This window comes from Streptomyces nidicola (assembly GCF_050106155.1).
Lineage (GTDB): Bacteria > Actinomycetota > Actinomycetes > Streptomycetales > Streptomycetaceae > Streptomyces.
The window spans coordinates 2,217,757-2,229,697 of record NZ_JBNBPI010000001.1 but is presented as its reverse complement, the minus strand read 5'-3'; the positions used below and the strand labels follow the sequence as shown (position 1 = coordinate 2,229,697).

Sequence of the window (11,941 nt, the reverse complement as noted above, 5' to 3'; positions counted from 1 at the left end):
GGGCGTTACTCCAGCAGCTCCGCATACGAACCCATGGCGAGCGCGATGTCCGCCTGGGCCCAGAACCGGTGGTACGTGAACGTGGGTGCCGCGCCGCCCGCCAAGTAGCCTTCGATCTTGGACCAGTTGGGGTCGTCCTCGTAGAAGGAGCGCAGCGACGCGAACGTCGACGACGAGTCGATCTTGTCGCCGTTCGGCATCGTGCCCGTCCAGCCGCTCGGCACGTACACCGAGTCGTTGAAGCGGCTGTAGTCGGCGCGCGTCTCGGGCACCGCGATGCCGAGCGCGTCCTGGTTGTGCTCCCACATGCCGTCGAGCAGCGCCTTCGCCGTCGACTTCGCCTCCGCGTCGCCGGACTTGTCGGCGTAGTACGTCAGCGTCTTCGCGTACGCCGCCGCCACGCCCACGTCGTTCGTGTAGTCGGCGACCGTGACATGAAGTCCCGTGTTGGCAGGGGGACTTGACGCGTTCCAGGTCTCCGGCTTGCCCGACCACTTGAGGGTGGAGGGGATGCGGAAGGAGCCGTCGGGGTTGACTGTCGTCTCGGACAGGGCCCAGTCGACCCACTTGCCCAGGACGGCCTTCGCGTCGGCGTCACCCGTCTGCTGGTAGTACTCGGCGACCCGCTCCATCGACCACGCCTGGAAGCCGAACCACTGGTTCGACGGCGGGTCGTGGTAGACCGGCGCCTCTTCGTACGCCATGCCGTAGAAGGTGGGTGTGCCGGACGGCGGTGTGCCGTAGCTGCCGCCCCAGCTGTTCGTGGCGCCACCCGCGATGGCTCCCTCGTCGGACTGCAGCCAGCGGTAGAACTCCAGCTGCCGGTCGAGCGATTTGGCCCAATCCGCCTGCCCAGTGGCCGACTTGGGCTTCAGGTCGGCGTAGGAGGAGAGGGCGTACGCCGCGAGCGGGTTCTGGTAGCCGCCGTGCGTGTGGCTGGAGCCGATCCGCCAGGCCCAGCCCGCCGAGGTGTCGACGGCGCCGCCCCACGCGTAGTACCAGGACATCAGGTAGTGCGAGGAGTCCTTGCCGGAGCCGGCCGGGCAGCCCGTCGAGGTGCAGTTGCCCACCTTCTTGAAGTACTTGTCGTACATCGAGTAGCGCAGGTAGTCGCCCATCTTGGCGGCCTTGCCGACCGTGCCGGACACCTCGGAGCCCTTGCCCTGCTCCTTGGCCCAGACGTCGGCCCAGTACGCGGCCTGCACGGCCCGCGCGTCGGCGTCCGGTGCGTTGGTGAACTTCCACTGCTTGGCGTAGGAGGAGTCGCCGGTGAACAGGTCCAAGTACCCGTTCTTTCCGCCGTACTTGAAGGCGTCGCATGTCGGTTGCGGCACCGTCTCCCACACCGACTCCTGGGCACCGCGCTGGAACGTGTTGATGTAGGACGGGCCGGTGGCCGTCGGGCCCGCCTCGCACTTTCCGGGCTCGTTGCCGTACCCGTAGACGTTGTCGACGTCCTGCAGCCAGTGCATGCCGTAGATGTCGTCCGTGCCGTACGCGCTCTTCAGTTCGGCCGCGATCGGGTCGGAGCCGACGGAGACCGACGGGTCCAGCTTGGCCGGGTACTGCGAGGGCAGATCGTGCTCGGGGGCGTACGTGGCCGGCTTCGACGCGTTGTACGCGGAGTTCGTCGGCTGGTCCGCGTGCGTCGGGATCATGTACTTCTCCATGATCTCCCACGCGCCGTTGAACTTGGACCAGTCGCCGCTGACCTTCCCGTACATGGCCTGGAGCCACAGGAGGTACGAGTACGCCTCCGACGTCGTCTCGTGGCCGTGGTCGGGCGCCTCGACGATCAGTGTCTCGACCGAGTGGTACGGGATGCCCTCCGGCGAGAAGTAGCCGTTCGCCGGGTTGGTGATCTTGCCGTAGAGGTCGAGGAAGCGGGCGTCGTACGCCTTGGACGCGGCCAGCTGGGTCACCGTGACCTCGGCCTTGGTGTGTCCCGCCGCGGTGGCCGTGAACGTGGCGGCGCCGGTGCCGGAGGAGTCGGCGGCCACCGTCACCTTCTGTGCCGTGTTCCAGTTCGACGGCGTGAAGGTGAGGCTCGCGCCGGAGGACACCGACAGGCCCGTGTTGCCGCTCGTGCGGGCCACGGAGACGGTGGTGTTCGCAGTCGGCTGCGTCGACAGCTTCACGTCGAACGTGCCCGACTTGCCTTGCTGTACGCCGAGTTGGGACGGGCTCGCGACCACGGCGGCGCCCGCCGCGACCGTGATGCCGACCGGCGTCGACTCGCCGGTGGCGCCCTTGCTGTCGGTCGCCTTCGCGTACAGGGAGTGCGATCCGGCCTTGAGGTCGTCGGTCTCCAGGGCGTACGGCGCGGTGGTGTCGGTGCCGATCAGCGTCGTGTCGTCGTAGAACTCGACCTTCTCGACGCCCGCCCCGTCTGCCGCGGCGGCGGTCGCCGCGAGCGGGACCGCGTCACCGGCCGTGTAGACCGCGCCCGCCTTGGGGCTGGTGAGCACCGTGATCGGCGGCTGATGGGCGCCCACACACGCGGTTCCGTTGATCGCGAAATTGGTGGGGGCTGAATTCGAGCCACTGTAAGAGAATTGCGCGCCGGTGGAAGTGGCGGCCCCTGCCGCAATTCTTCCGTTGTACCCGGCGTCCTTCACGGTGATGTTCTTGCCGGACTGCGACCAGGTGCCGTTCCAGCCGTTCGAGAGCTTCTGGTCACCGGTGTACGCGTACGTCAGGGTCCAGCCGTCGATCGCCGCGGAGCCGCGGTTGGTGATCGTCAGGTCGGCCGTGAAGCCGGCACCCCAGTCGTTCGTCCTGTAGTCGACGCTGCACTCAACTCCCGCTGCCTGAGCGGTCGTTGGGAGTGCGGCGAGGGTGGCCATCGGTAACGCGAGGGCCGCCATGGCGACGGTGCAGCGCCGCCGGGTCGGTCTCTTGCCCGGTCTCTTTCGCATGGGGGTTCCTCCTGGTGCGGCTCGACAAGCTGTGAACCAGTGGGAGCGCTCCCAAGGATGCGGATGGGGCAAATGGCGGTCAAGAGGGTTGAGGAGTCGAATAAATTCGACAGTGGAAATCCGGAACGCGTCTGTTGCTTGACGGCAGTTCCTTCTCTAAAGTCGCCCAGCAACCAGTGGGAGCGAATCCGTCAGTCGACGCGCCGGCCTCGGCCGTACGTGTCCGAGCTGCAAGGACTCGCTCATGCGACACCCCCCGCACAGAGCATTACTCATGGCGTGCGCCGTCTCGGCGGCCACGCTGATCCCCCTGACCGGCGCCGCACCCGCGGTCGCCGCCGCCCCCGCCTGTACGGTCGAGTACTCCGTCACCGGGCAGTGGGGCGACGGCTTCCAGGGAGCCGTCAAGGTCACCAACAACAGCGCGGCGAAGGACAGTTGGAGCCTGTCCTTCGACTTCGCCGACGGTCAGAAGGTCACCCAGGGCTGGAGCGCCAAGTGGGCCCAGTCCGGCAAGGCCGTGACCGCGAGCAATGAGTCATGGAACGGTGCGCTCGCCCCTGGCGCGTCCGTCTCCGCCGGCTTCGTCGGCTCGTGGTCGGGCGCCAACACGGTTCCCACGGCGTTCAAGCTGAACGGTGTCACCTGCAACGAGGACACCACCGGACCGACCGACCCGACCGATCCCACCGATCCGACCGACCCCACGGACCCGCCCGGGTCCGACACCGGCGCCCCCGCCCTGAAGGCCGAAGGCAACAAGCTCGTCGACGCCTCCGGTGCCACCCGCCGGATCCTCGGTGTGAACCGCTCCGGCGCCGAGTTCATGTGCGTACAGGGCTACGGAATCTTCGACGGCCCCGTCGACGACGCGGCGATCAAGGCGATCGCCGACTGGAAGTCCAACGCCGTCCGCATCCCGCTCAACGAGGAGTGCTGGCTCGGCCTCGACAACATCAAACCCGAGTACGGAGGAGCGAACTACCAGTCGGCCATCAAGCAGTTGGTCGAGCGCGTCAAGGCCAACGGCATGACGCCGATCCTGGAGATGCACTGGTCGTACGGCCAGTACACCGGCAACTCGGCGGGCTGCTCCGACGTCCACGCCGGCTGCCAGAAGCCGATGCCGGACGCCAAGTACGCGCCCAGCTTCTGGTCGTCGGTCGCGAGCACCTTCAAGGCGCAACCGGAGGTCGTCCTCGACCTGTTCAACGAGCCGTATCCGGACCGTGCCACCTCCACCCTGTCCGAGGCCTGGGCCTGCTGGAAGGACGGCGGCACCTGCCCCGGCATCGGCTACGAGGTGGCCGGCATGCAGGACCTGGTGGACGCCGTGCGCGCGGCGGGCGCCCCGAACCTGATCCTGGCGGGCGGCCTCGCGTACTCCAACGACCTGCGGCAGTGGCTCGCCCACAAGCCGTCGGACCCGGCCGGCAATCTCGCCGCGGCCTGGCACGTCTACAACTTCAACACCTGTTCCAGTGAGGCCTGTTGGGACGAGCAGCTCGCGCCCGTCGCCGCGCAGGTCCCGCTGGTGGCGGGGGAGATCGGCGAGAACACCTGCTCCCACGCCTTCATCGACCGGGTCATGAAGTGGTTCGACGACCGCAAGCAGTCGTACCTCGGCTGGACCTGGAACACCTGGGACTGCTCCTCCGGTCCCTCGCTGATCAGCGACTACGACGGCACGCCGACCGCGTTCGGGGTCGGCCTGCGCGACCACCTGAAAGCCGTCAACCCCTGACCGAGCCATCAACCCCTGACCGAGCCATCAACCCCCGACCGAGACATCAACAGCTCAAGCCGAAAGGGACACCTCACACCATGAGCCGCATCAGACCCGGATCCCGCTCCCGGGCCGGCACCGCCGCCCTCGCCGCCCTCGTCCTCACCGGCACCGCCTGTGTGGGCGCCGCCGTCACCCTGCCCGCGTCCGCCGCGGCCCCCGCGTGCAGCGTCGACTACAAGGTGCAGAACGACTGGGGCAGTGGCTTCACCACCGCCGTTTCCGTGACCAACAACGGTGCCGCGGTGAGCAGTTGGAACCTCACCTGGTCCTACGCCGGCAACCAGAAGGTCGGTTCCGGCTGGAACGCCGACATCTCCCAGTCCGGTTCCGCCGTCACCGCCAAGAACGTCTCGTACAACGGCGGCCTCGCCTCGGGGGCCTCCGCCTCCTTCGGCTTCAACGCCACGTACAGCGGCAGCAACGCCCTGCCGGCCACGTTCAAGCTGAACGGTGTCACCTGCAACGAGGACACCACGGGCCCGACGGACCCGACCGATCCCACGGACCCGACCGACCCGACCGAGCCCGGTGACCGCGTCGACAACCCGTACGACGGCGCCAAGGTGTACGTGAACCCGGAGTGGTCCGCGAAGGCCAAGGCGGAGCCCGGCGGCGACAAGATCGCCAACCAGCCGACCGGCGTCTGGCTCGACCGGATCGCCGCCATCGAGGGCGTGGGCGACGGCATGGGCCTGCGCGACCACCTCGACGCGGCGCTCGCCCAGAAGGGCAGCGGCGAAGAGGTCGTCCAGCTCGTCGTCTACGACCTGCCGGGCCGCGACTGCGCCGCGCTCGCCTCCAACGGAGAGCTCGGCCCGACGGAGATCGACAAGTACAAGTCGGACTTCATCGACCCGATCGCGAAGATCCTCGCCGACCCGAAGTACGCGGGCCTGCGCATCGCCACCACGATCGAGATCGACTCGCTGCCCAACCTCGTCACCAACGTCTCCGGCCGTCCGACGGCCACGCCCAACTGCGACGTGATGAAGGCGAACGGCAACTACCAGAAGGGCGTCGGCTACGCCCTCGACAAGCTCGGTGACATCGACAACGTCTACAACTACATCGACGCGGGCCACCACGGCTGGCTCGGCTGGGACGACAACTTCGGCGCCTCCGCCGAGCTGTTCAAGTCGACCGCCAGCAGCAACGGCGCGCAGCTCTCCGACGTCACGGGCTTCATCGTGAACACCGCCAACTACAGCGCCCTGAAGGAGGACAACTTCAAGATCGACGACTCGGTCAACGGGACGTCCGTGCGCCAGTCGAAGTGGGTGGACTGGAACCGGTACACCGACGAGCTGTCGTACGCGCAGGCCATGCGCGAGAAGCTGGTCTCGCTCGGCTTCGACCAGAAGCTCGGCATGCTGATCGACACCTCCCGCAACGGCTGGGGCGGCACGGCGCGGCCGACCGGGCCCGGCGCCAAGACCTCCGTGGACACGTACGTGGACGGCGGCCGCTACGACCGCCGCATCCATCTCGGCAACTGGTGCAACCAGAGCGGGGCGGGCCTCGGCGAGCGGCCGCAGGCCAACCCGGCGACCGGGATCGACGCCTACGTGTGGATGAAGCCGCCGGGCGAGTCGGACGGTTCGAGCACCGCCATCGACAACGACGAGGGCAAGGGCTTCGACCGCATGTGCGACCCGACGTACACCGGCAACCCGCGGAACAACAACAACCTGTCCGGGGCGCTGCCGAACGCTCCGGTGTCCGGGCACTGGTTCTCCGCCCAGTTCCAGGAGCTCATGAAGAACGCGTACCCGGCCCTGTAGGCCGACTGCCGTAGCCGGAAAATTGCCGACTCGGCAACGTGGCTTGCCCGCCCGTATGTCGTCCGCGCACCCTGAGGGCGACGGACGACATACGGGCACGAAGGGCGGCGACACCCGACATGGCACACGGCCACCACCAGCACGAAGAGCACGGTCAGCACCAGCACGGGCAGCACGGCGGGCACGGTCAGCACGACCACACGGACATCGACTGGGCCGACATGATCCCCATGCTGGAGCGCAACGCCTCCGTGTACGAGCCGCTCTACACGCAGGCCCTCGACTGGCTGCGTGCCTCCCGCCCCGCCGGCGCCGACACCGGCCTGATCGTCGACGCGGGCGCGGGCCCCGGGGCCGTCTCGCTGCACCTCGCCGAGGCCTTCCCCGAGGCCCGTGTCATCGCGGCCGACCCGGAGGAGAAGCTGCTCGCCCGCGCCACGGAGCGGTTCGCGCAGCACGGGATCGCCGGGCGCACGGGCACGCTGCGCGTCGAACTCCCGGACGCCATCGATGAGTTGCCGCACGCCGACCTCATCTGGGCCGCCCGCTCCCTGCATCACGTGGGCGACCAGCGGGCCGCGGTCGCCGCGCTCGCCGGGAGGCTCGCGCCCGGCGGCACCCTCGCGCTCGTCGAGGGCGGCCTGCCGCAGCGCTGCCTGCCGCGCGACTTCGGCCTCGGCAAGCCCGGCCTCCAGGCGCGGGCCGACGCCATCGAGGAGGAGTGGTTCGGCGACATGCGCGCGAAGCTCCCCGGCGCCAAGCAGGACACGGAGAACTGGACGGAGCTGCTGACCGACGCGGGCCTGACGAACGCCGTCAGCCGCACGTTCCTGCTCGATCTGCCCGCGCCCCTGTCGAGCGAGGCCCGTGAGACCGTCATCGACCTGTGGAAGCGCCGCCTGGAGGTCTTCGCCGAGGCGCTCCCGGCCGAGGACATCGCCACCATGGAGCGGCTGATGGACCCGAAGGACCCGCAGGGCCTGTACCGCCGCGACGACCTCTTCCTGCTCACCGCGCACACTGTGCACACGGCGGTCAAGGAGGCCTGACGCCCGTACGCGAAAGGGGGCCCGGAGCGTACTCCGGGCCCCCTTCAGGCATGTGTCACGCCACGTCGAACGTCGCCGGGTCCGGGCCGAGCCGGCGGTCCTCGTTGAGCGCGGAGATCGCGCCGAGGTCCTCGGTGTCGAGCTCGAAGCCGAACACGTCGATGTTCTCCTTGATCCGCGACGGCGTCACGGACTTCGGGATCACCACGTTGCCCAGCTGCACGTGCCAGCGGAGCACGACCTGCGCGGGCGTACGGCCGTGCTTCTGCGCGATCGCGACGATGGCCGGGACCTCCAGGAGGCCCTTGCCCTGGCCGAGCGGCGACCAGGCCTCGGTCGCGATGCCCAGCTCGGCGTGCTTCTCGCGGGAGGCGCGCTGCTGGAGGTGCGGGTGCAGCTCGATCTGGTTGACGGCCGGGATCACGGAGGTCTCGGCGGTCAGCTCGTCCAGGTGCTCCGGCAGGAAGTTCGAGACGCCGATGGACTTGGCGCGCCCGTCGGCGTGGATCTTCTCGAAGGCCTTGTACGTGTCCACGGCCAGGCCCTTGGACGGCAGCGGCCAGTGGATCAGGTACAGGTCGACGTAGTCGAGACCCAGCTTCTCCAGCGAGGTGTCGAAGGCGCGCAGCGTGGAGTCGTAGCCCTGGTCGGCGTTCCACAGCTTCGTCGTGACGAACAGCTCCTCGCGGGGGACGCCGGACGCGGCGATGGCCTTGCCGGTGCCCTCCTCGTTGCCGTAGATCGCGGCGGTGTCGATGCTGCGGTACCCGGCCTCCAGAGCCGTCGTGACGGCCGTCTCGGCCTCGTCGTCCGGCACCTGCCACACGCCGAAGCCGAGCTGCGGCATCTCGACGCCGTTGTTCAGGATGATCGGGGGAACCTTGCTCACGAGGTGTCGATCCTTTTTCGTCCGGTGAATGGTGGCACTGCACAATGCGGTACCCCCATGGTCAACGATCACGGGCGTACGCGCATTCCTGTGGGTGACACCAGCATGACAGTCAGGTATGAGAGCTTTGCGCCGGGGGCTGTGACCCCAGGTACGCCTCGCGTACCCGTGTGTCCGCCCGAATCACCTCAGGAGTCCCCTCGGCGAGCACGGAGCCCAGGTCGAGCACCACGACCCGTGAGCACAGCTCCATCACGAACGCCACGTTGTGCTCGACGAGAAGCACCGCGCAGCCGTCCCCGGCGAGCCGCCGCACCGTCGCCGCGAGCAGCTCGCGCTCCTGGGCCGTCATGCCGGACGCGGGCTCGTCGAGCAGCAGCACGCGCGGCCGGTCGGCGGCCGCCCGCGCCAGCTCCAGCATCCGGGCCCGGCCGACCGGCAGCGTCCCCGCGTACGTACCGGAGAGGCCGTCGAGGCCGCAGTCGCGCAGCAGGCCGCGGGAGCGGTCCGGATCGGCGCCGCCGCGCCGCCACTCCTGCGCGACCAGCAGGTTGTCGGCGACCGTGAGCTGCCCGAACAGCTGCTGGCGCTGGAACGTGCGGCGCATCCCGTGCCGCGCCCGCCAGACGGGGGAGCGGCGGGTGACGTCCGCGCCGTCGAGCAGCACCCGGCCGGCGTCGGGCCTGCGGATCCCGGAGACGACGTCGAAGAGCGTCGTCTTGCCCGCGCCGTTCGGCCCGATGAGCCCGCACACCTCACCGGGCGCGAGGCGCAGGTCCACCCCGTCGAGGGCCCGTACGCCGCCGAAGCGCACGCCGACGTTCTCGGCCTCCAGTACGTGCCTCATGAGTGCTCGGCCTCCTTGGTCGCCGCGATGCCGAGGTAGGCCTCCGTGAGCCGTTCGGCCTCCACCTTCTCGCGCGGCCCGCACCATGTGACGCGGCCCTGCGCGAGGTACGCCACGGTGTCCGCGACGCCGAGGATCTCCGATGCCTTCTCCTCGACGAGCAGCAACCCGGTTCCCGCGTCGCGGAGTTCGGCGAGCAGCCGGTACACCTCGTCGGCGACGCGCGGCGCGAGGCCGAGCGAGGGCTCGTCGGCGATGAGGACGCGGGGCGGGCGGTGCAGCAGCGCGGCCAGTGCCAGGAGCTGCTGTTCGCCGCCGGAGAGCGAGCCCGCGGTGACGTCGCGCCGCGCGGCGAGCCCGGTGAACCGCTCGTAGACCGCCAACCGGTCGTCGGTGTCGGGGAGTTGGAGCGCGAGGTTCTCGTCGACGGTCAGGGACGGGAAGATGCCGCGTCCCTCCGGCGCGAGCACCACCCCGGCCCGCGCCCGGCGGACCGTGCCCTGGCGGCCGGCCGCTGCCCCGGCGACGTACACCTCGCCCTGGAGCGGTGTCATGAGGCCGGCCGCGACCTTGCAGGTCGTCGACTTTCCGGCGCCGTTGGGCCCGAGGAGCGCGACGATCTCGCCGGGGCGGACGGTGAGGTCGACGCCCTGGAGGACGCGGGCGCCGTCGTATCCGGCCTGTACGCCCGCGAGTTGGAGCGCGGCATCAGGGTCGGGGGCCGACACCGGCGCCTCGTCTACGACCTGCGTCGTCGCGGTCCTCCTGCGGTGGCGGCGGGCCGGGATCGCCGCACAGTAGCCGTCCGGGTCATTGGCGAGCGCGAGGCCCGCGAGGCCGAAGAGGATCACCGGGAGCTGCACCGACTCCGTCAGATAGTCGCTGATCAGATGCGGTACGACGGCGAACGTCAGACCCGCGATCACCGCGAACTGCGGCCGCCGCACACCCGCCGCGACCACCACGGCGAGCCAGATCAGACCGGTCATCGCCGTGAAGTCGGTCGCGGTGATGCGGGTGTTGTACGACGCGTACATCACGCCGCCGAACCCGGCGAGGCCCGCCGAGATCGTGAAGAGCAGCAGCTTCGTGCGGATCACGGAGACGCCGGACGCCATCGCGGCGGCCGGTGCCGAGCGCACGGCGAGCATGGCGCGTCCGGCCCGCGAGTTCCGGAGCGCGCTCAGCCCTGCCACGGCCGCCGTGCACAGGACGACCATGGCCACGCCCATCGCCCGGTCGTCGCCGAGGTCGATGGGGCCCGCGACGGCGCGCGGGATCTCCCAGCCGGTGTCGCCGTTCCTCAACCAGCCGAGCTGGAACAGGACTTGGTCCGCGAGAAAGGCGAGCGCGAGCGTGGCGAGGGCGAGCGAGCGGCCGCCGAGCCGCAGCGCGGGCAGCGCCACGAGCGCGCCCAGCAGCGCGGCCGCGCACGTCCCGGCCAGCGCCGCCCAGATGAACGGCACACCGTGGCTCATCAGCAGTCCGGCGACGAGCGCCGCGCCCGTCACGAACGCGGCCTGCGCCAGCGACACCATCGCGCCGAGCCCGGTGACGACGGTGAACGACAGGAACACCAGGGAGATCGCGAGCCCCTGGGCGAGGATCCCGCTCCAGAACGGCGTCGTCACCGTGTAGAAGGCGACCGCCATCAGCACGGCGGCTGTTGCCCACGGCCCCCAGCGCCGCGCCCACGACCGCCCCGCCGACAAGTCCACCGGCGGCGCGTCGCTCGCCACCGTGCCCGCCGTGCGCTGCCGCCGCGTGAGCAGCAGGAGCCCGGCGAACAGGATCAGGAACGGCACCGCCGTACGGAACCCGGTGATCTTCTCCGCGAACGTGGCGTACCCCGCGACCAGGTTCTGCAGCACCCCGAGCCCGAGACCGCCCGCGAAGGCGAGCGGGATCGACATGAAGCGGCCGAGCACGGCGGCCGTCGCCGACACGAACAGGAACAGCGTGAAGTCGTGCGAGGACAGCCCGAGCAGGGGAGTGGCCAGCACACCGGCGAGCCCCGCGAGCACCGAGGACAGCATCCACGCCACCGACGAGAGCCGGTCCGCGCTGATGCCGCGCAGCTCGACGAGCGAGCGGTTGTCGACGGCCGCCCGCAGCTTGAGCCCAAGTGCCGTGTGCCGCAGCAGAATCCACAGCCCGAGCGCGACGACGGCGGTCGTCACCCACGTGATCAGCTGATCGGAGTCGATGCCGACGCCGTCCATCAACTGCCAGTTCTTCGCCGGACTCGGCCCGACTCCGGGAAGGCCGAACTGGTTCTCCGCCGGCTTGACCGGCGCGCCCGCGTCCTCGAGCAGCTCGACGATCCACAGGCCGAGTGCGGGCAGCGCGACGAGCAGCCCGATCGTCGCCACGATCTGCGCGGTCTCGCCGACCCGCGCCAGTTTTCTGAACATCATGCGGTCGAGTCCCCAGCCCAGCAGGGGAGCCGCGACGAGCACGAGCAGCAGCGCCGTCGGCACGGCGGGCCAGCCGAAGCCGGAGTGCAGCTCGTAGAAGGCGAGTGCGCAGAGGTAAGCGGTCGCGCCGTGCGCGAAGTTGAAGAGCCCGGAGGCCGAGTAGGAGAGCACGAGCCCCGTGGCGAGCAGCGCGTACAGCGCACCCGACACGAGCCCGCTCAGCACGAAGGCAAGAAGATCCGTCACGTGAA

At 69.8% G+C, this 11,941-nt stretch carries 7 protein-coding genes; 3 read left to right on the top strand and 4 right to left on the bottom strand.

The genetic code is table 11. The annotated features are described in order from the left end of the window. Positions 1 to 5: 5 nt before the first annotated feature. On the bottom strand, positions 6 to 2,918 hold the full coding sequence (locus ACOKM3_RS10255; protein ID WP_426899112.1) for a glycoside hydrolase family 48 protein: 2,913 nt from the start codon (positions 2,916 to 2,918) through the stop codon (positions 6 to 8). Positions 2,919 to 3,192: 274 nt separating this feature from the next. On the opposite strand from ACOKM3_RS10255, the gene ACOKM3_RS10250 reads away from it, so the two are divergent. The 3 genes from ACOKM3_RS10250 (at position 3,193) to ACOKM3_RS10240 (ending at position 7,537) form a co-directional block, all read left to right on the top strand. Next, positions 3,193 to 4,662, top strand: a complete 1,470-nt coding sequence (locus tag ACOKM3_RS10250) for a cellulose binding domain-containing protein (RefSeq protein WP_426899110.1) — start codon at positions 3,193 to 3,195, stop codon at positions 4,660 to 4,662. An 80-nt stretch (positions 4,663 to 4,742) separates the two neighbouring features. Further along, a complete protein-coding gene (locus ACOKM3_RS10245; protein WP_426899108.1) occupies positions 4,743 to 6,488 on the top strand; it encodes a glycoside hydrolase family 6 protein in 1,746 nt (581 codons plus the stop codon). Between the two features lie 119 nt (positions 6,489 to 6,607). After that, a complete protein-coding gene (locus ACOKM3_RS10240) occupies positions 6,608 to 7,537 on the top strand; it encodes a class I SAM-dependent methyltransferase (RefSeq protein WP_426899106.1) in 930 nt (309 codons plus the stop codon). Positions 7,538 to 7,592: 55 nt separating this feature from the next. Here ACOKM3_RS10240 and ACOKM3_RS10235 read toward each other — a convergent pair whose 3' ends face one another. The 3 genes from ACOKM3_RS10235 to ACOKM3_RS10225 all read right to left on the bottom strand — a co-directional run bounded on the left by ACOKM3_RS10235 (position 7,593) and on the right by ACOKM3_RS10225 (position 11,936). After that, entirely contained in the window at positions 7,593 to 8,384 is a 792-nt protein-coding gene (locus tag ACOKM3_RS10235) for an aldo/keto reductase (protein WP_426906755.1), read from the bottom strand. A gap of 154 nt (positions 8,385 to 8,538) precedes the next feature. Next, positions 8,539 to 9,273 carry an ABC transporter ATP-binding protein gene (locus tag ACOKM3_RS10230; RefSeq protein ID WP_426899105.1) on the bottom strand — a complete coding sequence of 245 codons (735 nt, stop codon included), beginning with the start codon at positions 9,271 to 9,273 and terminating at the stop codon, positions 8,539 to 8,541. Next, positions 9,270 to 11,936, bottom strand: a complete 2,667-nt coding sequence (locus tag ACOKM3_RS10225) for an ABC transporter permease subunit (RefSeq protein WP_426899103.1) — start codon at positions 11,934 to 11,936, stop codon at positions 9,270 to 9,272. Before ACOKM3_RS10225 ends, ACOKM3_RS10230 begins: the two co-directional genes overlap by 4 nt. Positions 11,937 to 11,941: the final 5 nt, after the last annotated feature.

Excerpts from the sequence above, each read along its gene's own strand:
- ACOKM3_RS10230 (WP_426899105.1), bottom strand. The coding sequence starts at position 9,273 with ATGAGGCACGTACTGGAGGCCGAGAACGTCGGCGTGCGCTTCGGCGGC.
- ACOKM3_RS10245 (WP_426899108.1), top strand. The coding sequence starts at position 4,743 with ATGAGCCGCATCAGACCCGGATCCCGCTCCCGGGCCGGCACCGCCGCC.
- ACOKM3_RS10250 (WP_426899110.1), top strand. The coding sequence starts at position 3,193 with ATGGCGTGCGCCGTCTCGGCGGCCACGCTGATCCCCCTGACCGGCGCC.
- ACOKM3_RS10255 (WP_426899112.1), bottom strand. The coding sequence starts at position 2,918 with ATGCGAAAGAGACCGGGCAAGAGACCGACCCGGCGGCGCTGCACCGTC.
- ACOKM3_RS10235 (WP_426906755.1), bottom strand. The coding sequence starts at position 8,384 with ATGCCGCAGCTCGGCTTCGGCGTGTGGCAGGTGCCGGACGACGAGGCC.
- ACOKM3_RS10240 (WP_426899106.1), top strand. The coding sequence starts at position 6,608 with ATGGCACACGGCCACCACCAGCACGAAGAGCACGGTCAGCACCAGCAC.